Below are 21,068 nucleotides of genomic sequence, written 5' to 3'. Positions count from 1 at the left end.
AAAGGCGTCGCCGCTGCAAGCATGCTACCCGTTGCACCTCTTGCCGCACGACCGTGCACGACGGTAGGACAGACCCATGCTGCGCAGCCAGGACCATAGCCTGCACGATCTCATTGCCCGCTTTCCGCAGGCAACGGTCCTGGTCGTGGGCGACGTCATGCTCGACCGCTTCGTCTATGGCCGGGCCGAGCGCCTGTCGCCGGAGGCGCCGATTCCGGTCCTGACCGTCGAGCGCGAGACGGAGATGTGCGGCGGAGCCGGCAATGTCGCGCGCAACGTCGCCAGCCTGGGCGGCCAGGCGATCGTCGTCGGCGTGATCGGCCGCGACCGCGACGGCGCCGCCCTCAACGCGCTGCTGGTGGCCGAGGCCGGCATCGACCCCCACCTGGTCACCGATCCCGGCCGGCCCACCACCTGCAAGACGCGCTTCGTCGCCGGCCAGCAATTGCTGCGGGCCGACCGCGAGACGGCGCAGCCGGTGGACGCCCAGGCCGATGCCGTCATCGCCGCCGTGGTCGAGGCCCTGCCCAAGTGCGACCTGGTCCTGCTTTCGGACTATGCCAAGGGCGTGCTGACCGATCCTGTGCTGGGCGCGGTCATCGCCGCCGCCTCGGCCGCGGGCAAGCCCATCATCGCGGACCCAAAGAGCCGCGACTTCGCCCGCTATCGTGGTGTCGATGTCCTGACGCCCAATCGCGGCGAACTGGCCCTGGGCACCGGTCTTGCCGCCGAAACCGGCGCCCAGGTCGACGCCGCGGCGCAGGCCGTCCGCGCGCAGACCGGCATCGGCGCCGTCCTGGTGACGATGGGCGAGCAGGGCATGCGCCTGGCGACCGACGGCCCGCCCCTGGCGCTGGCCGCCGCCGCGCGGGAGGTGTTCGACGTCTCTGGCGCGGGCGATACCGTGATCGCCGTGCTGGCCCTGTCGCTGGCCTGCGGCGGTGACCTGCCCACCGCCGCCCGGCTGGCCAACGCGGCGGCCGGCCTGGTCGTGGCCAAGCGCGGCACCGCCGTCGTCAGCCCGGAGGAACTGGGCGAGGTCCTGCACGCCGACAGTGGCGGCCTGCTCAGCCCCGCGCGCCTGCGCCAGCGGATCCAGGCCTGGCGCAGCCAGGGCCTGCGCGTCGGCTTCACCAATGGCTGCTTCGACCTCCTGCACTCCGGCCATGTCAGCCTGCTGGCCCAGGCGCGGGCCGCCTGCGACCGGCTGGTGGTCGGTCTCAATTCCGATGCCTCGGTCCGGCGGCTGAAGGGGCCCTCGCGCCCGATCCAGGACCAGGCCGCCCGCGCCGCCGTGCTTTCCGCCCTGTCCAGCGTCGATGCCGTCACCTTCTTCGACGAGGACACGCCGCTGAAGCTGATCGAGGCGATCCGCCCGAATGTCCTGATCAAGGGCGCCGACTATCGCGAGGACCAGGTGGTCGGCGCCCCCTTCGTGCGCGCCCATGGCGGCGAAGTGGTGCTGGTGCCACTGGTCGAGGGCCACAGCACAACCCGCCTGGTCGAGCGCGCCACCGCCGGCTGACGCCATGGCTGCCGCCTTCGGCCAGGGGCGCACCCTGCTGTTCCTGGTGACGGAGGACTGGTATTTCGCCTCCCACCGCCTGCCGCTGGCCCGCGCCGCCGTCGCCCTTGGCTTCGACGTCGTGGTCGCCACGCGGGTCGCGGACCATGGCGACGTCATCGCCGCGACCGGTGCCCGCGTCGCACCCTTGCGCTGGAGCCGCGGCCTCAATGGCCCCCTGGCCGAATTGCGCGCCCTGGGCGAGGTTCGCGCCCTTTATCGCCGCGAGCGTCCGGCCCTTTGCCACCATGTCGCGCTGAAGCCGTGCATCTTCGGCACGCTGGCGGCGGGCCGCACCCCATGCGTCAACGCGGTCATGGGCCTGGGCTATGCCTTCACCGCCGACACGGCCAAGGCCCGTGCCCTGCGCGCGGTCCTGCGCCCGCTGCTGCGGCTGACGCTGGGCCGGCCGGGCAACCGCATCCTGGTCCAGAACCCCGACGACCGCAGCACCATCGCCGCCATGGCCGGCATGCCGGCGGAGCGCATCGCGCTGGTCCATGGCTCGGGCGTGGCCCTGGACGAGTATGCGCCGCGCGTGACACCGCGCAGGCCCGGACCCTTGCGCATCGGCCTGGCCGCTCGGATGTTGCAGATCAAGGGGATAGACACGGCAATTGCCGCTCAACAGGAACTTCAGGAACGCGGGGTGGCGGTCGAGCTGGTGCTGGCGGGGCAGCCCGATCCGGCCAACCTGGCCAGTTTCGATGCCGCCACGCTGACCCGCTGGGCCTCGCTGTCGGGGGTCGCCTGGCACGGCCAGGTCGCCGACATGCCTGCCTTCTGGCGCGACATGGACGTGGCGCTGCTGCCCTCCCGCGGGGGCGAGGGCGTGCCAAAGACGCTGATCGAGGCGGCGGCCAGCGGCCTGCCCCTGGTCGCGACCGACGTTCCCGGCTGCCGCGAGATCGCGCGCCCCGGCGAGAGCGGCCTGCTGGTGCCGCCGGGCAATGCCATGGCGCTGGCCGACGCGCTGGCCAGCCTGGCCCACGACGCGGACCTGCGCGCCCGGCTGGGCCAGGGCGCGCGTGCGCTGGCGGCGCGCGATTTCGGCACCGACAGCGTGGTGGCCGCGACCGTCGCCCTGTGGCGCCAGGCGCTGGACGCCTGAGCCTCGGGCTCAGCCCCCGGTCAGGGTGAGCAGCGTCGTCGTCCGGCTGAACGCGGCCGTGTTGCTGTTCGTGCACTTGGCCAGCACCGGGAACTCGGCCGCGTCGGCGCTGAAGCCGACGCGTGGGGTGACCAGGATGCGCGCCGTGACGCTGCCCAGGGCCGGGATCGTGAACGCGCGGTTCAGGCCGCCGGCGACCGGCAGGCCCGTGGTGGCCAGGGCGTGGAAATCGACCACCCCATTGATCGGCCGGCCCAGCGACAGGCGGCAGCCGATGGCGGTCGAGCCGGTCGTGTTCTTCAGCGTGATGTCGAACGCGGCGCTGGCGCCCGCCTTCACCGTCCGCACCGGGCTGGCCAGCGCGGTCGCGGCGATCGTGGTGTTCGACGGCATGCCCGCGCCGACCCAGAAGGTCTGCTCCATCGTCCGGCCGGCGGCGGTCGCGCGGATCCGCCATTCGCCCGCGGGCGCGCCCGCGGGGATCAGGTAGGAGGCGTACCAGTACTGCAGCGGCGACACCCCGCTGGCGGGGGAGCCGGTCTGCCAGGTCGAGGCAATGGTCCCGTTGGGCCGCACCACCGCCACCGACACGACATAGCCCGGCACCTGGTCGCGCAGATAGACCACGGCGTACATCGTGGCCCCGGGGTTGAAGCGGTTGGCATAGTGCGGTGCGGGGTTGGCGCAGCGGTCCTGCGTGCTGGGGGGTGCGGCGGAGTGGGTGGCGATGCGCAGGATCGCCGGATCGGCCGGCCGGCTCTGGTGGGTCCAGCGGCTGGCGCCCGGATTGCACGCGCCGGCATAGGGATCGATGACGGCGCCGGCGGCGTTGCGCACCTCGAAATGCAGGTGCGGCCCGCTCGATTGGCCGGACGAGCCGACAAAGCCGATCGCCTCGCCCAGCGCGACACGGGCGCCGATCGCCTTGGTCGTGACCGAGCCGCGCTTCAGGTGCCAGTAATAGCCGAGCAGGCCGTTGTCATGCCGGATGACCACGTAATTGGCGGCGGCGCTGGTCGCCGAACTGCACTGGCGGTCGTACTCGCCATCGCGCTTCTGCACGATGACCCCGCCCATGGCCGCCACGACGCGCGCCGCCATGCGGTCCATCGTGTTCCAGCCATAGGGCCACAGCACGAAGTCGGTCCCGGTATGGCCGTTATAGGTGCGGGTGCCGCAATTGAAGTCGCGCACCTTGGGCCCGGGGTCCAGGTCGACATGGCCGCTGATCCCCTCCCCCTCGAAGCCCTGGGCGGTGGGGGTGAACTGCAGCGGATACTGGAAGCGCGTGGCGGCGACCGCCTGGCTGGTCATCGTGCCGACGGGCGCGCCCAGCGTCGCGGCACTGCGCACGACAGAGGCATGGATCGCCTGGATCTGGGCCGAGGCATGGTCATGCGTGTCGATGGCCAGGCTGCCGCCACCGCTTTCGGCGCGCGCCGGCGCCGTCGCACAGGCCATGGCCATCAGGACCACGAGGAGGACGTGGGCGATGCGCAACGGAGACACCCCTCGAACGGCAACACGGAACCGGATGCCGCCCATTAGTCCCCGCATTGGTTAATTCCGGGTGTCTCCGCGCGCGCCCGCGACTACAGCGCGAGCGGCGAGGTCACGTCGCGGAATGACACGTCGAGCGAGGTCAGGACGTCGATCACGGTGGGCTTGCCCGCGCCAATCGCCTCGCGTATGGCGGCGCCCAGGTCGGCGGGATCGCTGATCCGCACGCCGTTGCAGCCCATGGCGCGGGCGATGGCCGCGTGGTCGAAGTCGTTGAACTCCGCCGCGAAGGGGCCGCCGCCGTGCAGGACCCAGCCCAGCGCGTGATTGTTGAAGATCACGACCACGATCGGGATGTTGTGCTCCAGCGCCGACATCAGGCCGTTCATGGTCATGGCAAAACCGCCATCGCCGCACACCGCGACCACCGCGCGCTCCGGATGGACCAGCTTGGCCGCCATCGCTGCCGGGATGGCAAAGCCCATCGGCCCGGCGCCCGCCGCCTGCAGGAAGCCGCCCGGGCCCTGCGTCTGGTAGAAATGCGTCATCAGGATGCGGTTCTCGCCCGCGTCGCAGGTGACGATCGAATCCTCCGGCAGGTTGGCCCGCAGCTCGCCGATCACCCGCTGGGGCAGGATCGGCGCCGCGTCCGAGGCATAGGCGGGCACGTCGAAATAGCCATGGTCCGCGCGCGCCGCGGCGACGAAGCCCTCCGCCACCTCGCGCCGGCTGGCGTCCGGCTCGAACGCCTCGCGCAGCTGAACCAGCACGCGCGCGGCGTCGCCGATCAGGACATGGTCGGCCGGGAACGTCCACGAGGCATTGCGCGGCTCGACCTCCACCTGGATGAAGGTCTGCCGCGCGGGGTCCAGCAGCGCAGGATTGGCGCGTGCCGTGTCGGACGCACCCAGCTTGCTGCCCACCGCGATCACCAGGTCGGCCGACGCGACATAGGCATTGGCCGCCGGGATCCCGAACGTGCCGAACACGCCCAGGGCCAGGGGATGCGTCTCGGCGAAAGTCCCCTTGCCCGACGCCGTCGTCACCACCGGCACGCCGACCTCCTCGGCAAAGGCGGCCAGCGCCTCATAGGCCTGCGCGATGCGCACCCCGTTGCCGGCGATCAGCACGGGCCGCTTCGCCTTGGCGATGACGCGGGCGGCCGCGGTCACCCGCGCCGGGTCGGCCGGCGGCGGCGCCACGGGCAGATAGGGCCCGGTCGCATAGAGCCGGGGCCGCGTCTCCGGCTGGATCGAGCCGGCCAGGCCATCATGGCCATAGAGCACGGCGACCGGGCCGGGCTGCCCGCTCATCGCGTGCTTGATCGCGAACTGCGTCGCCTGCACCGCGGTCACGGGGTCGTTCGCCTCGAACACCTCCTTGGTGACGCCGCCGAACGCCGCCCGGGCATCCCACACGCCATAGCCGCCCACACCCGCCTGGTAGGGACCATGCAGGTTGTAGCCCGGGCTGTCGCTGAAATCGGTCAGCAGCAGCATGGGACTGGACGACAGCAGCGCCTCCATCGTGCCGATCAGGCCGTTGCCCAGGACCCAGGGCCCCTGGCCGATGATGACGCCAGGCTTGCGCGTCAGGCGGCCATAGACCTCCGCCATCACGCCCGCCAGCGATTCCTCCCGCACCATCAGGGTCCGGATCGTATTCTGGTGCCCGGCCAGGGCCACGAAGATGCGGCCGGTATGGCCACCGGCCATGCCGAACACCATCTCGATCCCCGCCTCCTCCAGCACCCGGAGCACGGCATCGGCGGTCTTCGTCTTTTCGGTCAGCAGCGGTTGCGCGGTCATGGGCTCCCTCATGATTGTCTGGCGCTCCCCTCGCACCGCTCGTCCCCGCGCAGGCGGGGACCCAGGGGCCGCAGGGACAGCGCATGGGACTCTGGATCCCCGCCTGCGCGGGGATGAGCGGAAAAACGTCAGCCCGCGCGGTTCCAGCCGCCGTCGATGGGGATCAGGGCGCCGGTCACGTAGTCCGACAGGTCCGTCACCAGGAACTCGATCACCTTGGCGCAATCCTCGACCGTGCCAAAGCGGCGCACGGCGATGTCCTCCGCCGCCTTGTTGCCCCCGGCATTGCCGCCGACCAGCTGGACGATGCGTGCGGTGGCGATGACGCCGGGTGCGATGCAGTTGGCGTTGATCCCGAACGGCCCCAGTTCCTGCGCCAGGTAGCGGGTATAGTGGGCGATCGCCGCCTTGTTGGCCCCGTAATGGGCATAGCCGCCGCCGATCCCCGCGACCGACCCGGCATAGGACGCAACGGTGACGATGCGGCCGCTGCGCTGCTCCTTCATGTGGGGTGCCACGGCGCTGCACGAATGCACCGTGCCATAGAAGTTCATGCGGGTGACCAGTTCCAGAAGGTCGGGCGGCACCAGCGTCGCCGTCGTCTCCGCCGGCTTGCCGCGGCCGCCGCCGGCATTGGCGACCAGGACGTCGACCCGGCCCCATTGCTTCTTCACGTCCTCGACCATGGCAAAGACCTGGTCGCGGTCGCCGATGTCGAACTCGAAGCCCAGCGCATCGCCGCCGCCGCTGCGAATCTCGTCCACGGTCGAATCGCCCGTCATGGCGTGGGCCTCGGCCTCGAACTCCTGGTAGGAGCGCAGGTTCAGGTCGCTGACCGCGACCTTGGCGCCCAGGCTCGCCAGGTGCCGGGCATAGCCGCGCCCCAGGCCCCGCGCCGCGCCGGTCACGATTGCAACCTTGCCGTCCAGCTTGCCCATCCCGTTCCTCCCTCGGTCTTTTCTGCGGTCCGCCCGCGCGGGCGTCCGTGATTCACGGCTGATCATGCCCCAGTTCGCGGCGACGGTGATGCAGCCACACGATGCCTAGGACGCGTCCTAAGGGATAGGACAAGGCTGAACCCGGCGCAACGGCGCGCGCGGTGCCGTTCACATAACGCTGTTGACCTGCCGCAATGCCGGCGCGGCCCGGCCGGGGCACGCTCCTCGCCATGGAACAGACACTCTCGCGCCGCACCGTGCTGAAGGCCGCAGCCCTCGCCGCGGGCGCCCTAGTCCTGCCGCGGGGCAGCGGACCCGCGCGGGCAGCGGCACCGGCCGGGCGCGTCCTGATCCCCGGCTACAACGCCCGCTCGGCGACCGTTGACGGCCGCGCCGTCCTGCACGATCCCGCCACCGTCATGGCCCTGCGCGCCGACCAGGACGGGCCGGCCACCCTGATCACCAGCGTCTCGCTCGACAGCGGGGCGGTCCGGCGCGCAGCCTTCCCGCTGCGCGGCCATGCCATCGCCATCGCACCCGCCAGCGGCGTCGGCGTGTTCGTCGGCATGAACGCGCCGCGCACCGTCGCCTTCGACGCCACGACGCTGGACCTCATCGCCATGGCGCAGCCCGCGCGGCCGGGCTGGGTCTTTGGCGGCCATGCCCTCGCCTTGCCCGATGGCAGCGTCCTGGTGGCCGAGCGTGCTCCCCCGGGCGACCCGCTGCCCGGCCTGCTCAGCGTGCGCGATCCCCTGACGCTGCGTGTGCTGGACACGCTGCCCGCCCATGGCATCGGACCGCACGACCTGCGACTGACGCCCCGGGGGCACGTCGCCGTTGCCAATTACGGCAGCGCCGCCCCGCCGCCCGACCGTGTCGTGGTGCCCCGCGTGGTCGCCCCCGCCGTGACGATCGTCGACCTGGGCAGCGGCCGCCTGGTCCAGCGCTACGACCTGCCGCCCGCCCTGGGCGAGGTCCGCCACCTGGTCCCGACCGAGGACGCCGTCTTCGCGATCATGGCGCGCGTCGTCGCCGCCGATGCGTTCGAGCAGGACCCCACCGCCGATCCCGGCATCGCCTATCTGGACGCGCCGCCCCTGCGCCTTGCCGGTGGCTCGACGCAGCCCATGCCGCTGGCCGGCGGGCTGGCGGCACGCCAGGGGATCAGCATCGTGCACGACCCGCGCGCGGGCCAGGTGCTGGCGACCTTCCCGTCCATCGACACGCTGGCCGTGTTCGACGCGGCGGACGGCCGCTGCCTCAAGGTGCTGGGCATTGCCGAGCATGGCCTGGTGGCGCCCTGCGGCATCGCCCTCCTGCCCGATGGGGAGCGCTATGCCGTGGCCGGTCAGTTGGCCGGCCTGCGCTTGATGCAGCGTGGCAGCCACCGGGCTTTGCCCGGCGCCCGCTACGACCTGCCCCTGTTCCGCCACAGCCACATCGTGGCCGCCTGACCCAGCCCTACCATCGTCCCAGCACAGGCACGACCATGCGCAACCGACATCTCGCAGCAGCCCTGGCGATCCTGGTCGCCACCGTATCCGGGGGCGTGCCCAGCCTGGCGCAGGACGCGCCGGCGGCCGTCGCCCCCAGTGACCCCGCCGCCCTGGCGGAAGCCCGGGCCATCGGCGCCACGCTGAAGCAGCTGGAAACCGCGCTGTTCGCCTATCACGACGCCCACCAGTCCTGGCCGGCCAATGTCGGGGCTCTGCTCACCTTCGCCACGGCCAATGGCCACCCCATCGACGTCGGCGTGATTCCGGCCCTGGCGCTCCAGGTCCAGGGCGACAGCGTCCTCGTCACGTTCGAGGGCGGACCCGCCTACCCGTCGCAGGGCGCCTTCGCCCTGACCCGCCGCACCGTCCGCTAGGAACAGGGGTCCCGTCTTGAAGCCTTCTCTCCTGGCCATTGCCCTCATGGCCACGGCGGCCCTGATCGGCGGCTGCGAATCCGACTACAACGACGTCTGGAACCGCAATCCCGGCGCATCGGCACCGCCCCCGCCACCCCCGCCGCCGCCGGCACCAGACTATTCGGCGATCGAGGATGCGATCCGCACCGGCACGACGGCGACGGGCGATTCCTCGATCATCGAACAGGTCCCCAATGGCGGCTCCTGCGTCGAGGCCTCGGAGAAGCGGGCCGACTCGGTCGCCGCCAACCTCCAGAACGTCTCGGCCCAGGGCAAGATGCCAGGCGTCCGGGCCGAGGTCGGCACGCTGGGCGGCTATTGGGTGCCGGGCGTCGGCAGCGTCCACACCTATACGGTCGTCAAGATCGTCGACGACCGGACGGGCAAGACGCTGAAGACCTACACCTCCGACAACTACCTGGGCCCCACCACCATCTCCAGCGATGACAGCGTCTGGCCGCTGCGGCCGGGCAACGTCGACTGGAAGGACGACTATGCCAGCCGCCGCAGCACGGTCGGGCCCTCGCGCCCCCGTCCGGGCGGTGGTGGCGGCGGCGGCGGGGGTGGCGGCAGCCACTGAGCACCGTGCAACCGGCCCCTAGGCATGCCGCCGGGGGCCGGGGCATGATCCGCCTCCCCGTGCGCGAGGAGGTGCCCCATGTTCCTGCCCGACCTGTTGAAGGATCGCCGCATCCTGGTGACCGGGGGCGGCACGGGCCTGGGTGCCGCCATGGCGCGGCGCTTCGCCGGCCTGGGCGCGACGCTCATCCTGTGCGGCCGGCGCCAGGCCGTCCTTGACGAGACGGCCGCCGCGATCGCCGCCGAAAGCGGCCGGCCCGTCACCGCCCTGCCCTGCGACATCCGCGACCCCGACGCCGTGGAGGCGCTGGCCGAGCGGATCTGGCAGGACGGCCCGCTGGACGTGCTCGTCAACAACGCGGCCGGCAACTTCATCGCGCAGACGGAGCACCTGTCGGCCCGCGCGGCCGATGCGATCCTCAACACCTCGATGCACGGCGCGCTCTATTGCACGCTGGCGGCCGGCAAGCGCTGGATCGGCGCGCGCCATCCCGGCATCGTCCTCTCGATCCTCTCGACCTCGACCCTGACGGGCCGCGCCTTCACCGTGCCGTCCGCCATGGCGAAGTCGGGCCTGCTGGCGATGACGCGCAGCCTGGCGGTCGAATGGGGGCCAAAGGGGGTGCGCCTCGTCGCCATCGCCCCCGGACCCTTCCCCACTGCCGGCGCCTGGCAGCAGTTGCGCCCCGGCGAATCGCCGGCGCAGAAGCACGCGCCCGGCAACCCGCTGGGCCGCGTCGGCGAGCATCACGAACTGGCCGACCTCGCCGCCTTCCTCGTCTCGCCCATGGCCGGCTACATCAATGGCGAGATGGTGACGATCGACGGCGGCCTGCATCTGCGCCAGTCGGGGGCGGAGGACCTGCTGGCCTGGACGGACGACCAATGGGCCGCCCTGCGGGCGAAGCGGTCATGAGCGGCACGCCCTCCGGCCCGCTCAAGGGCATCCGCGTCCTCGACCTGACCGCTGTCGTCCTGGGGCCGCTGGGCACCCAGGTCCTGGCCGACTATGGCGCCGACGTCATCAAGGTGGAGCCGCCGCAGGGCGACATGATGCGCGGCAATGGCGTGTCGCTGCATCCGGGCATGAGCTCGATCTTCCTCGCCCTGAACCGCAACAAGCGCTCGCTGGCCCTCGACCTGCGCAACAGCGAGGGGGCGGAGGTGCTGCGCCGCCTGATCGCTGGCGCCGACGTGCTGGTCCACAACATGCGCGTGGCGGCGATCGAGCGGCTGGGCTTCGGCTATGACGCGGTCGCCGCGATCAATCCCGGCATCATCTATTGCGTGGCGACCGGCTTCGACCAGGCGGGACCGGATGCCGACAAGCCGGCCTTCGACGACATCATCCAGGCGGGCAGCGGCCTGGCAGCCCTGGCCAGCCTGGGGCGGGACGAGCCCGACTACATGCCAACCTTGGTCGCGGATAAGACGGCGGGCATGGCGGTCGCCAATGCCGTCCTTGCCGCCCTGGTGCACAAGGCCCGCACCGGCCAGGGCCAGCATGTCGAGGTGCCGATGCTGGAGACGGTCGCCGCCTTCGTCCTGGTCGAGCACCTGGGCGGCCTGACCTTCAATCCGGCCCCTGCCCCCGCGGGCTACAGCCGCCTGCTGGGCGGCGGGCGCAAGCCGGCGCGCACCAGCGACGGCCATATCTGCATGCTGCCCTACACGGCCGAGCACTGGCGCCGCTTCTTCCGCGAGATCGCGCGCCCCGACCTGCTCGCCGTGCTCGATTCCGCCGACCGCACCCGGCATGCGGAAACGGTGCGCGGCTTCTACGCCACGATGCTGGACCTTGGGCCGACCCGGACCACGGCGGAATGGCTGGCGATCTGCGAACGCGCCGACATCCCGGCCATGCCCATCTATGGCCTGGACGACCTGCCGGAGCATCCGCAACTCAAGGCATCGGGACTGTTCCAGGAGATGGAGCACCCGACCGAAGGCCCGATCCGCTATGTCCGCCCCCCCACCCGCTTCGCCGCCACCCCGGCCGCCGTGCACAGCCCGGCGCCCCTCGTCGGCGAGCAGAGCGTGGAGGTGCTGGCGGAGGCGGGCTTCGCGGCAGACGAGATCGCCGACCTGATCGCGCGCGGGGTAGTCCGTAATGAAAATCAAAACTAAAATCTGGATCTACTTTTTGTATTGGTATTTGGGATTTCCAGTTCTAGGTTTTATTGTGTTGGGCTACGGCAGGTCGCCTTTGTGGTTATTTGTATTTGTTGCAATTGGTAGCTTTTGGGTGCTCAGCATCGCTTGCCCCAGATGTCGTAAGTGTGTTCTCCGAAGGCATGGCTCCTGGGTGTTGGATCCGATCAAGCCGGAGAAAGTCTGCAGCAAATGCGGCTTGGATCTTCGGTCGCATTGACCGCAACCTGCCCCAAAAGCGCAAACCGGATTAGGATCGGCCCAAACAAGACTCCAGGGAGGAGACACAATGGGCCAGATCTTCTGCGGCGACCGCGTCCTGACGACGGAGCAGCTCCAGCAGCGCGTCGCCCGCGCGGCGAGCGGCCTTGCCTCGCTGGGGGTCGGGCCGGGCGATGGCGTCGCCCTCTACCTCCGCAACGACCTGCCCTATTTCGAGGCTGGCATGGCGGCGGGCGCGCTGGGCGCCTATGCCGTGCCGGTCAACTGGCACTACACGGAGGACGAGGCCCGCTACCTGCTGGAGGATTCGGGGGTCAAGGTGCTGGTGATCCACGCCGACCTGCTGCCCGCCATTGCCCGCGTCATTCCGCCGTCCGTCACCGTCCTGGTCGCGGCAACGCCGCCTGAGGTGCAGCAGACCTATGGCATCGCCCCCGCCGCCTGCACCATCCCCGAGGGGTTGCAGGAATGGAACGCCTGGCGGGACGGCTTCGCGCCGCGCGACCTGCCGCCGGTCGAGATCCCGAGCACGATCATCTACACCTCCGGCACGACCGGCCGGCCCAAGGGGGTGAAGCGCCCCGCCGCGTCGCCGGAGCAGCAGGCTGCCGCGAGCAGGATGCTCGCCGCGTCCTACGGCTTCACGGAATACCTCGACAATCCTTCGGCGATCACGACGGCGGTCGTCGGGCCGATGTACCATTCGGCCCCAAACGCGCATTCCAACTTCTCGGTCCGGCTGGGTGCCAATGTCCACGTCCTGCCCCGGTTCGACGCGGAGGACCTGCTGCGCGTCATCCAGGAGAAGAAGATCACCCACCTGAACATGGTGCCGATCATGTTCAACCGGCTGCTGAAGCTGCCGGAGGAGGTGAAGCGGAAGTACGACCTGTCGTCGCTGAAGTTCGTGGCGCACGCCGCGGCCCCCGTCTCGCCGCCCATCAAGAAGGCGATGATCGAGTGGTGGGGACCCGTCATCAACGAGTACTACGGCTCGACCGAGATGGGGAACGTCACCTTCTGCACGGCCGAGGAATGGCTGGCCCATCCCGGCACCGTGGGAAAGCCCTTCCCCTTCGCCAAGGTCCGCGTGATCGACGAGGATGGCAACGACGTCGCCCCCCGCGTGGTGGGGGAGGTTGTCGGCCGCCTGCCCGGCATGACCGACTTCACCTATCACGGCGACGACGGGAAGCGGCGCAAGGCCGACCGGCAGGGCATGATCGCACCTGGCGACGTCGGCTATTTCGACGAGGACGGCTTCCTGTATCTGTGCAGCCGCTCCAGCGACATGATCATCTCGGGCGGCGTCAACATCTACCCGGCCGAGATCGAGGCGGAGCTGCACAAGATGCCGGGCCTGGCCGATTGCGCCGTCTTCGGCATTCCGGACGAGGAATATGGCGAGGCAGTGTGCGCCGTGGTCCAGCCGCAACCCGGCCAGACCCTGACAGAGGCCGAGGTCCGCGCCTATCTGCGCCAGCACGTGGCCGGATACAAGGTGCCGAAGCGCGTCGACTTCCACCCCGACCTGCCGCGCGAGGATTCAGGCAAGATCTTCAAGCGCAAGATCCGCGAGCCCTATTGGGAGGGTCACGACCGGCGGATCTGAGCGCGCTCCGGCCGGCGGGGTTGCGGAGCGGCGGGCCGCCATGGCATGCACCCTGCACCACCCCACCGCCGCGTGGACGGAGGCAACCGCACCCGTGAGCATGATCCGGACCCTGGTCCGCAAGGCCCGAACCGCGACGCGCCTGCCCCTGTTCGAGCTGGGCTGGTTCGTCCCGGTATGGCTCGTGCTGGGCCTGGCGCGCGCGGTGATCCTGGTCGTGCCGTTCCGCACGCTGGCGCCGCGGCTGGGCGTGCTGCTGGGCGCCAGTCCCTGGCTGCCATTGCTGCCCGCGGCCCAGGAGCGTCGCGCGATCCTGATCGGTCGCGTCGTGCGCCGGGCGGCGAAGTACACGCCCTGGACCTCCAACTGCTTCCCCCAGGCGATCGCCGGGCGGCTGCTCCTGGGACTCTATGGCCTGCCCTATGCCTTCTATTTCGGGGTGCGCCGGGCCGAGGGGGGCAGCGAACTGGAAGCCCATGCCTGGGTGACGTCGGGCCGGGTCCAGGTCACGGGCGGCTATTCCTTCAACCAGTTCACGACGGTCGGCTGCTTCCTGGCGCCGTCCCTGGCGCCGGTCCTGCGCACCGCCGGTGCTGGCCCCCATCCGGGCCGGGCCTGAGCCGCGCGCCCCGTGGTCTCCGACTTTGTCCGTCTGGTGCGGGAGGATTCGCCCGCCCGCTTCGCGATCCTGCTTTCGCTGATGCTGCTGGCCGGCCTCACCGAAGGGGCCGGGATCATGCTCCTGGTCCCCCTGCTGGCCCTGCTCCAGGGTGCCGGCGCGGGCGACAACCGCTTTGTCCAGGGGCTTGACCAGGTCTTCGGCAGCGTCGGCCTCGGCCTGTCGACGGGCACGGTGCTGATCGCCTTCCTGGTCCTGGTGGCGTTGCGCGCGGCGATCCTGTTCCTGCGCGACCAGACCAGCGCCCGCCTGCAATACCGCCTGGTCGACCGCCTGCGGGCGCGCAGCTTCGCGGCCCTGCTGGGTGCGGAATGGCGCTGGACCACGGCGCGACGCCAGTCCGACCACATCAACCTGCTGACGGCGGAAGCGGCGCGCGTCGGCATCGGCCTTACCTTCGGCCTCTCGCTGCTGGCCGCCCTGGCGATGATGGCGGCCTATGGCCTGGCGGCCCTGGCCCTGTCGTGGAAGATGACGCTGGTGGCGCTCGCCGGCGGCGGCCTCGTCCTTCTTGCGCTGTCGGGCCAGCACGCCAAGGCAGTGGCCCTGGGGCAGAGCCTGGGGGACGCGAACAAGGCCATGCAGGCCAGCATCCAGGACAGCCTGGGCAGCCTGAAACTGGCCAAGATCCTGGGCACCGAGCGCCGCCACCTGGACTACTTCACCCATGTCGTCGCCCGCGTCCGGGCCGAGGTGCTGCGCTTCCAGGCCAGCACCGGCCTGGCCCAGGCGCTGTTCCAGGTCGGCGGTGCCGCCGCCCTCGCCCTCTATGTCTGGGCGGGCCTGGTGCTGTGGGCCGTGCCAGGGCCCGAACTGCTGACCCTGGTCGTCATCTTTGCCCGGCTGATCCCGATGTTCTCGACCGCGCAGCAGCACTATCACCGCCTGCTGCACGCCCTGCCCGCAGTCCGCCAGGTCCAGCGCCTGGTGGCGGAGGCGCAAGGCGCCGCCGAGCCGGCTGCCCCGGCCGACCTGGCGCCCTGGCCGGTCAACCAGGCGATCGCGCTCGACGCCGTCACCGTCCGCTATGCCGAGCGGGAGCGCTGCGCCCTGGACCGCGTCACGCTTGCCTTCCCCGCCCGCACCACGACCGCCATCGTCGGCGCCTCCGGCGCCGGCAAGAGCACGCTGGCGGACGTCGTGATGGGCCTGGTGGTCCCCGATGCCGGCGGCCTGCTGGTCGATGGGCAGCCGGTCACCGGACCCGCACGCCAGCGCTGGCGCCGGTCGGTCGCCTATGTCCCGCAGGAGGTCTTCCTGTTCAACGACACGATCCGCCGCAACCTGCTGTGGGGTGAAGCCGGTGCGGGCGAGGACGACCTGCGCCAGGCCCTGCGCCGCGCCGCCGCCGACTTCGTCCTCGACCTGCCCCAGGGGCTGGACACCGTCGTGGGCGATGGCGGCCTGCGCCTGTCGGGCGGCGAGCGGCAGCGCCTGGCCCTGGCCCGCGCCCTGCTGCGCCGGCCCGCCCTGCTGATCCTCGACGAGGCGACGAGCGCGCTGGACATGGAGAACGAGCAGCGCGTGCGCGGCGCGATCGAGACGCTGCACGGTGATCTGACCGTGATCCTGATCGGCCATCGCCTGGCGACCCTGGAACATGCCGATCAGGTCGTGGTCCTGGGCGATGGGCAGGTCCTGCGCCAGGGTACCTGGGACCAGGTGGCACCCCGGGCCAGCGGCGGGGCCGCTGCATGAGCCTGCCCCTGGACGCGGTGCAGGGCCTGCTGCTCGACCTCCTCGCGCCCGAGCGGCCGGTCGACCCGGCCCGCCTGGAGGCGCTGGACGACGGCGATTGGGAGCGCATCCAGGCCATGGTGCGCGACCACCGCCTGGCGCCGCTGCTGCACTGGCGGTTGACGCATGAGCACGCAGGCCTGCCCGTCCCCGCGGCAGTGGCGGAGGCGCTGGCCCAGGCCTTCCGCGCCGGGCTCATGCGCGGCCTGGGCCAGCAGCGCGACCTGCTGACCGTGCATCGCCTGCTGGATGCCGCCGGCATTCCTCATGTGGCGCTGAAGGGCGCCTATCTTGCGCTTCACGCCTATCCCAACCCGGCGCTGCGCCCGTTGCGCGACATAGACATCCTGGTCCCCGTGGAGCGCACGATCGAGGCGTTCCAGGTCCTGGTCGCCGGCGGCTGCACCCGGCCCCCTGGCCAGGATGGCGACCTTGAGGCCAACCTCCTCACCGGCAAGCACCTGCCCATGCTGCGTGCGCCCGGCGCCACCGGGATCGAGGTGCACGCCCGGCTCTACACGCCCGGCACCCCCGGCAGTGCCGAGGCCGGCGGGGACGAGGCCGGCATCTGGCAGCGCCTTCAGGCTTTGCCGCTGGGGCCGGAGCAGTTGACCTATATGGGCGTCGCCGACCTGATGCTGCACCTGGTCATCCATGCCGCCTACGACCACCAGTTCGACAACGGCCCCCTGACCTTCAGCGACATCGGCTACCTGCTCCAGCGGCAGCAGGACCATCTCGACTGGCCGCTGTTCTGGTCCCTGGCCCAGCGCAGCGGGACGCGGCGCGGCGCGCTCCTGGTCCTCCACATGGTGCAGCACTTCATGCCCAGCGTGCCTGTCGCCTGGCCCGACGACCTGGACTCCGGCGCGCGTGCCGATCTCGACCGCCAGGCGCGGGACGCCGTCCGCCTGACCCTGCGGGACATGGCCTCGCGCAAGGATGTGAACCTGGAAACCCGCCTCCGGGGCGAAGGCGGGCTCGCCGCGCGGCTCCGCCTGCTCTGGGCCAAGGTGTTCCTGCCCCGGGCGGAGATTGCCAAGGCCTATCCCGTCTCGGCCGCCTCGCCCCTGGTCTATGCCTGGTACCTGCCCAAATGGTACCGCCTGGCCACGCGGCGCGCGCCCGCCTACCTGGCCAGCCGGCGCAATGCCCGCGCCGCCACGGAATCGCAAAGGCTGCGCGCCCTGGGCGACTGGCTCGACGGAGGCAGGCGATGACCGAACCGACGGCCCACCCGTTGAGCAACGGCCGCGCGCGGGCCCGGATCGCGGCCCACGGCGCGGAGCTTGTCGCGCTCGAACTCGACGGCGTGGCGGTGCTGTGGTCGGGCGATCCCGCGCACTGGGGCCGGCACGCGCCGATCCTCTTTCCCTTCATCGGGCGCCTGCCCGACGGCGGCCTGGCGCTGCCCGGCGGCGGCGCCATCGCCCTGCCCCAGCACGGCTTTGCCCGCGACCGCGACTTCGCCTGGACCACGCGGGACAAGGCGACGTGCTCCCTGCGCCTGGAGGCCGACGCCGCAACGCGCGCCGCCTATCCGTTCGATTTCCGCCTGGACGTGACCCACGCCCTGGAGCCCGACGCGCTCACGACCACGGTCCGCGTCACGAACACGGGCGCCGGGGCCATGCCCTTCACCTTCGGCTTCCATCCGGCGCTGCACGCTCCACCGGGCGCCATGCTGGAGCTTCCCGAGCGCGCCCGGGCGACGCTGCTCAGCGGCGGCCTGCTTGATCCCGCGCGCACCCGAAGCGTGCCCGCGGCGCTGGCGCTGCCCGGCGACTGGTTTGCCGACGATGCCCTGATCGTGCCGGGCGTGCCCTTTGGCCAGGTCCAGTACAGGGCGCCAGGCCTGCCGCCCCTTGTCGTCGGCTGGAGCGGCTGCGACACCCTCGCGCTCTGGAGCAGGCCGGGCAGCCCCTTCCTCTGCATCGAACCCTGGGCGGGGACCCCGGCCCATGTCGGCACGACCGGGACCGCCGATCACCCCGGCCTGCGCCGCCTTGGCCCCGGCGCCGCCGCCACCTTCACCCTTCGCATCGCCCTGGCCCTCAGGGCCAGCTGAAGCGGATGTTGTCGGCCTCCAGGCCGTCGGTAACGATCTTCAGGCCGCCCGATTTCAGCATCCATTCCACGCGGTGATCGCGGTACTCGCGCCGGAAATTGCCGGCGCGCAGGCGCTGCGCCCCGGCCGCCGCCATCACGGCGCCCGCCTCGAACTCGGCAAAGGTCTCGGCGACCGAGGGGCGCAGCCGCACCCGCTCCAGCCAGTCGGCCAGGGGCGAGCCGGCGTCCGGTCCAAAGCCATAGTGCACCGACCGATTGACATAGGGCGCCACGCTGAGGTCGCCCCAGCCGAACGTGGCGCCCCCGAACCACGGCCCCTGGCCCAGCTTGGACGCCAGCCAGGCCTGGACCGTGCGCGTCTGTTCCGCGGCCCTGGCCAGCATGCGCTCCGCCAGGTCGCCCTCGGCCCGACCGAACCAGCGGATCTCGGCAATGCCCCAGTTCACCGCCTCGTAATGGGTGTCGCACATGTCCTCGACCATGCGCGCCAGGGCCCGCTTCGCCGGTTCGCGCGGCAGCAGGGCGGGCTCCGGCCACTTGTCCTCCAGGTATTCCAGGATGATCGTCGAATCGAATACGGCCGTGTCGCCGTCGATCAGGGCCGGCACCTCCGCCCGGGGATTGGCCTCGACAAAGCGGCCGGTGGCGCCGCCCGGGCCCAGGCCCGCGGGCAGTTCGCGGTCAAAGTCCAGGTTCTTCTCGCGCAGGGCGATGCGCACCTTCTGGGCATAGGACGAGACGGGATGGTCGAACAGGAACAGCATGGCTACAGCCTCGACGGGACAGAGAACCACGCGCCCATGTAGGTCAGGCGCGGCGGCGGAATGGCGGCGATGGCGTCGACCATCCGCCCGCCGCGTCCCATCAGGTCGTCGGCCAGGGCCACGATGCGGCGGTTGGGTGCGGCGTGGGACGCGGCCTTGCGCAGCACCATCGCGGCCTCGCGCTCCTGGCCTTCGTTCAGCAGGCACATCGTGACGAACGCCGATGCGGTCGACCGGCTGATCCCGGCGAAGCAGTGGATCAGCATCGGCGCCGTCTCGTCCCAGGTCTGGACGAAGTCGATCAGGTCCTGCACCTGCTCCACCGCCGGCGGCAGCAGGCCGGGTCCTGGCGAGGCCACGTCGTTCATGCCCAGGCGCAGGTGCCGGGCGACCCCCTCGGGCGTCTCGGCATGATCGCCGGGATCCAGCAGGGTGACGACGTGGCTGGGCGTGATCCGCGCCGACAGGCTGCTCAGTTCGGCCCAGGGACAGACATGGATGCTGCGGGGGCTGATGCCGCCCAGTCCCTTCATCATCGTGGTCCTTCGCCCCCTTGCACTGCCGATCCCGGTGGACCGGATTATAGAAACCGCCAGCACCTTGGGCCACTCGCGCAGCCAGGCGGGCGCGCCCTGCGGCCGCTCAGGGGCCAAGGCCAAGCGCCTTCAGGTCCATCGTCTCCAGCCGCGCCATCGCGTGGCGATAGCCGGTCTCCACCACCCGGTCGAAGGCCTTCCAGTCGCGCAGGTCGACATCGCTCAGCTCGGGCTCGAACAGCACGTCGGCCTGGGTCCGGCACAGCTTGGCCTGCGCATCGCTCGATACGGTGGCCGAGCGCATCAGGATCGCGACGATGCCCGGCGCCCGCTTGCGGAAGGCCAGCTTCCAGATCGACTCCTCCTCCAGGTCATGGACCAGGGAGTGCAGGGCGGAGTCGCGCGCGACGTCGACGCCGATCGTGGGACCGCGCCGCTGCGCCGCCATGATGTCGGTGGGCAGGTTGTTCATCACCGCCCCGTCGACCAGCAGTTCGCCTTCCTCGATCAGGGGCGGCAGCAGGCCGGGAATGGCGATGGTGGAGCGCAGCGCCCGCCACAACGCGCCTGTGCGATGCACCGCGACGCGCCCGCTGGTCAGGTTGGCGGCGACGCAGAAGAACGGCAGGGCCAGGTCCTCGATCCGCATGTCGCCGAAATGCTCGCGCAGCAGGCGCGTCACCCGGCGCCCCCGCACCAGCGCGATCAGCGGCAGGGTCCAGTCGTTGAGCGGGCTGCGGGCGACGAAGGCCGCGTGGATGCGGCGCACCAGGTCCTCGTGGTTCCAGCCCATCGCCAGGCCCGCGGCGATTATGGCGCCCATGGACGTGCCGCCCACCCGGTCGATCGGCACGCCCGCCTCGTGCAGCGCCCGCACCACGCCGATATGGGCAAAGCCGCGCGCCCCCCCGCCCGACAGGACCAGGCCCACCGAGCGCCCGGCCAGCACGCGGGCCAGCCGCGCATAGTCCTGCTCGACGCCCAGGCGGACAGAGCAGCGGAAGTCGACGCCCGCCATCTCGGGCGCCCGCCCCACCATGGCACCGCGCCGCACGGTCACCAGGTCGGCATTGTTCGACTGGACCAGGTTGAGGTCAGGCACGAAGGTCGGCTGCTGCCCCGCCTCGGCCAGCAGGATCACCCGGTCGGCCTGGCGCAGCGTGAAGCGGGTCCAGGCACTGGGCTCCGGGTCGGCGACATAGAGGACGTGGTCGGCGCCATGTTCCACGTCATGGAACCAGCCCTCCGAGCGATCGGCGAAGCTGCTGTCCAGCACGCGCACCCAGCCGCCACTGGCGCCCAGGGCAGCAGCCACGCCCTCGCTCACCATCTGCGCCTCGGCCCCGGGCGTCATCGGCACCATGGCCAGCGTGCGCGGCCGGTCGTCGGCCGCGGCCCGGCCGCGATTGGCGGCCTCCAGCCGGTCGACCAGGACCCCGGCAAAGCTCGTAAGCGCCGCGGGAAAGCGCTGCGCGATCGCCTGGTAGACGCTCCGTTCCACCCGGAACAGCGCCGAATCGCGCAGCGTGCGGACGCTGGCCGAGCGCTTGTGCCCGGTCAGCAGGGCCATCTCGCCCACCGTTGCGGGCGCCCTGATTCGCGCGACCTGGCGCTCGCCGCCGCGCCCGTCGCCCACGCTGATCGACAGCATGCCGGACAGGATCACGTACATGTCCGTGCCGTCCTGTCCCTCCTCGAACAGCGTGCGGCCGCCCGGCAGGCTGAACCACTCGCCCTGTTCGGCCAGCAGGTCCAAGGCCCCGGGCTCCAGCCCCGCGAACAGCGGGACCTGGCCCAGCGCTCCCGCCAGGCTTATGCGATCGTCGGCTCTCGCCATGCCACCTCCCCGGCCGGCAGCATAGCGTCATTCCGGCGCCGCACGCAC

The 21,068-nt window shown here is 71.3% G+C and carries 18 protein-coding genes; 12 read left to right on the top strand and 6 right to left on the bottom strand.

Annotated elements, in window-relative coordinates:
* Positions 1-76 precede the first annotated feature (76 nt).
* Positions 77-1,525 (top strand): D-glycero-beta-D-manno-heptose-7-phosphate kinase, encoded by a 1,449-nt coding sequence (gene rfaE1 / locus ACI6GS_RS15285; RefSeq protein WP_439814316.1) that lies wholly within the window; start codon positions 77-79, stop codon positions 1,523-1,525.
* 4 nt (positions 1,526-1,529) lie between these two features.
* Positions 1,530-2,675 (top strand): glycosyltransferase family 4 protein, encoded by a 1,146-nt coding sequence (locus tag ACI6GS_RS15280; RefSeq protein WP_439814315.1) that lies wholly within the window; start codon positions 1,530-1,532, stop codon positions 2,673-2,675.
* 9 nt (positions 2,676-2,684) lie between these two features.
* Here ACI6GS_RS15280 and ACI6GS_RS15275 read toward each other — a convergent pair whose 3' ends face one another.
* The 3 genes from ACI6GS_RS15275 to ACI6GS_RS15265 form a co-directional block, all read right to left on the bottom strand.
* Positions 2,685-4,175 (bottom strand): peptidoglycan DD-metalloendopeptidase family protein, encoded by a 1,491-nt coding sequence (locus tag ACI6GS_RS15275; RefSeq protein ID WP_439814314.1) that lies wholly within the window; start codon positions 4,173-4,175, stop codon positions 2,685-2,687.
* 92 nt (positions 4,176-4,267) lie between these two features.
* Positions 4,268-5,983 carry a thiamine pyrophosphate-binding protein gene (locus ACI6GS_RS15270; RefSeq protein WP_439814313.1) on the bottom strand — a complete coding sequence of 572 codons (1,716 nt, stop codon included), beginning with the start codon at positions 5,981-5,983 and terminating at the stop codon, positions 4,268-4,270.
* Between the two features lie 128 nt (positions 5,984-6,111).
* A complete protein-coding gene (locus ACI6GS_RS15265; protein WP_439814312.1) occupies positions 6,112-6,921 on the bottom strand; it encodes an SDR family NAD(P)-dependent oxidoreductase in 810 nt (269 codons plus the stop codon).
* Between the two features lie 230 nt (positions 6,922-7,151).
* On the opposite strand from ACI6GS_RS15265, the gene ACI6GS_RS15260 reads away from it, so the two are divergent.
* The 10 genes from ACI6GS_RS15260 to ACI6GS_RS15215 all read left to right on the top strand — a co-directional run bounded on the left by ACI6GS_RS15260 (position 7,152) and on the right by ACI6GS_RS15215 (position 17,881).
* On the top strand, positions 7,152-8,375 hold the full coding sequence (locus ACI6GS_RS15260) for a DUF1513 domain-containing protein (RefSeq protein ID WP_439814311.1): 1,224 nt from the start codon (positions 7,152-7,154) through the stop codon (positions 8,373-8,375).
* Positions 8,376-8,410: 35 nt separating this feature from the next.
* On the top strand, positions 8,411-8,791 hold the full coding sequence (locus tag ACI6GS_RS15255; RefSeq protein WP_439814310.1) for a hypothetical protein: 381 nt from the start codon (positions 8,411-8,413) through the stop codon (positions 8,789-8,791).
* 16 nt (positions 8,792-8,807) lie between these two features.
* Positions 8,808-9,413, top strand: a complete 606-nt coding sequence (locus tag ACI6GS_RS15250) for a hypothetical protein (protein ID WP_439814309.1) — start codon at positions 8,808-8,810, stop codon at positions 9,411-9,413.
* 78 nt (positions 9,414-9,491) lie between these two features.
* Positions 9,492-10,328: an SDR family oxidoreductase gene (locus ACI6GS_RS15245; RefSeq protein WP_439814308.1), complete on the top strand. Its 837-nt coding sequence runs from the start codon at positions 9,492-9,494 to the stop codon at positions 10,326-10,328.
* Positions 10,325-11,539 carry a CaiB/BaiF CoA transferase family protein gene (locus ACI6GS_RS15240; RefSeq protein WP_439814307.1) on the top strand — a complete coding sequence of 405 codons (1,215 nt, stop codon included), beginning with the start codon at positions 10,325-10,327 and terminating at the stop codon, positions 11,537-11,539. Before ACI6GS_RS15245 ends, ACI6GS_RS15240 begins: the two co-directional genes overlap by 4 nt.
* Before the next feature lie 313 nt (positions 11,540-11,852).
* Positions 11,853-13,397 (top strand): acyl-CoA synthetase, encoded by a 1,545-nt coding sequence (locus ACI6GS_RS15235; protein ID WP_439814306.1) that lies wholly within the window; start codon positions 11,853-11,855, stop codon positions 13,395-13,397.
* A 100-nt stretch (positions 13,398-13,497) separates the two neighbouring features.
* Positions 13,498-14,016 carry a lasso peptide biosynthesis B2 protein gene (locus ACI6GS_RS15230; RefSeq protein WP_439817976.1) on the top strand — a complete coding sequence of 173 codons (519 nt, stop codon included), beginning with the start codon at positions 13,498-13,500 and terminating at the stop codon, positions 14,014-14,016.
* A 12-nt stretch (positions 14,017-14,028) separates the two neighbouring features.
* Entirely contained in the window at positions 14,029-15,774 is a 1,746-nt protein-coding gene (locus ACI6GS_RS15225; RefSeq protein ID WP_439814305.1) for an ABC transporter ATP-binding protein, read from the top strand.
* Entirely contained in the window at positions 15,771-17,033 is a 1,263-nt protein-coding gene (locus ACI6GS_RS15220; protein WP_439814304.1) for a nucleotidyltransferase domain-containing protein, read from the top strand. The genes ACI6GS_RS15225 and ACI6GS_RS15220 overlap by 4 nt, the downstream gene beginning before the upstream one ends.
* Positions 17,030-17,881 (top strand): aldose 1-epimerase family protein, encoded by an 852-nt coding sequence (locus ACI6GS_RS15215; RefSeq protein ID WP_439814303.1) that lies wholly within the window; start codon positions 17,030-17,032, stop codon positions 17,879-17,881. Before ACI6GS_RS15220 ends, ACI6GS_RS15215 begins: the two co-directional genes overlap by 4 nt.
* On the opposite strand, the gene ACI6GS_RS15210 is transcribed toward ACI6GS_RS15215, so the two are convergent.
* The 3 genes from ACI6GS_RS15210 to ACI6GS_RS15200 form a co-directional block, all read right to left on the bottom strand.
* A complete protein-coding gene (locus ACI6GS_RS15210; protein WP_439814302.1) occupies positions 17,868-18,647 on the bottom strand; it encodes a glutathione S-transferase family protein in 780 nt (259 codons plus the stop codon). The genes ACI6GS_RS15215 and ACI6GS_RS15210 overlap by 14 nt on opposite strands.
* Before the next feature lie 2 nt (positions 18,648-18,649).
* Complete coding sequence (locus ACI6GS_RS15205) at positions 18,650-19,183, bottom strand: tyrosine phosphatase family protein (protein WP_439814301.1); 534 nt, start codon at positions 19,181-19,183, stop codon at positions 18,650-18,652.
* Between the two features lie 106 nt (positions 19,184-19,289).
* Positions 19,290-21,020: a patatin-like phospholipase family protein gene (locus ACI6GS_RS15200; RefSeq protein ID WP_439814300.1), complete on the bottom strand. Its 1,731-nt coding sequence runs from the start codon at positions 21,018-21,020 to the stop codon at positions 19,290-19,292.
* Positions 21,021-21,068: the final 48 nt, after the last annotated feature.

The organism is Zavarzinia sp. CC-PAN008 (assembly GCF_051903925.1).
Taxonomy (GTDB): Bacteria; Pseudomonadota; Alphaproteobacteria; order Zavarziniales; family Zavarziniaceae.
This window is presented reverse-complemented; position numbering and strand designations above follow the sequence as displayed.

Excerpts from the sequence above, each read along its gene's own strand:
- ACI6GS_RS15230 (WP_439817976.1), top strand. The coding sequence starts at position 13,498 with ATGATCCGGACCCTGGTCCGCAAGGCCCGAACCGCGACGCGCCTGCCC.
- ACI6GS_RS15255 (WP_439814310.1), top strand. The coding sequence starts at position 8,411 with ATGCGCAACCGACATCTCGCAGCAGCCCTGGCGATCCTGGTCGCCACC.
- rfaE1 (WP_439814316.1), top strand. The coding sequence starts at position 77 with ATGCTGCGCAGCCAGGACCATAGCCTGCACGATCTCATTGCCCGCTTT.
- ACI6GS_RS15215 (WP_439814303.1), top strand. The coding sequence starts at position 17,030 with ATGACCGAACCGACGGCCCACCCGTTGAGCAACGGCCGCGCGCGGGCC.
- ACI6GS_RS15245 (WP_439814308.1), top strand. The coding sequence starts at position 9,492 with ATGTTCCTGCCCGACCTGTTGAAGGATCGCCGCATCCTGGTGACCGGG.
- ACI6GS_RS15260 (WP_439814311.1), top strand. The coding sequence starts at position 7,152 with ATGGAACAGACACTCTCGCGCCGCACCGTGCTGAAGGCCGCAGCCCTC.
- ACI6GS_RS15200 (WP_439814300.1), bottom strand. The coding sequence starts at position 21,020 with ATGGCGAGAGCCGACGATCGCATAAGCCTGGCGGGAGCGCTGGGCCAG.
- ACI6GS_RS15205 (WP_439814301.1), bottom strand. The coding sequence starts at position 19,183 with ATGATGAAGGGACTGGGCGGCATCAGCCCCCGCAGCATCCATGTCTGT.
- ACI6GS_RS15280 (WP_439814315.1), top strand. The coding sequence starts at position 1,530 with ATGGCTGCCGCCTTCGGCCAGGGGCGCACCCTGCTGTTCCTGGTGACG.
- ACI6GS_RS15265 (WP_439814312.1), bottom strand. The coding sequence starts at position 6,921 with ATGGGCAAGCTGGACGGCAAGGTTGCAATCGTGACCGGCGCGGCGCGG.
- ACI6GS_RS15210 (WP_439814302.1), bottom strand. The coding sequence starts at position 18,647 with ATGCTGTTCCTGTTCGACCATCCCGTCTCGTCCTATGCCCAGAAGGTG.
- ACI6GS_RS15220 (WP_439814304.1), top strand. The coding sequence starts at position 15,771 with ATGAGCCTGCCCCTGGACGCGGTGCAGGGCCTGCTGCTCGACCTCCTC.
- ACI6GS_RS15240 (WP_439814307.1), top strand. The coding sequence starts at position 10,325 with ATGAGCGGCACGCCCTCCGGCCCGCTCAAGGGCATCCGCGTCCTCGAC.
- ACI6GS_RS15235 (WP_439814306.1), top strand. The coding sequence starts at position 11,853 with ATGGGCCAGATCTTCTGCGGCGACCGCGTCCTGACGACGGAGCAGCTC.
- ACI6GS_RS15270 (WP_439814313.1), bottom strand. The coding sequence starts at position 5,983 with ATGACCGCGCAACCGCTGCTGACCGAAAAGACGAAGACCGCCGATGCC.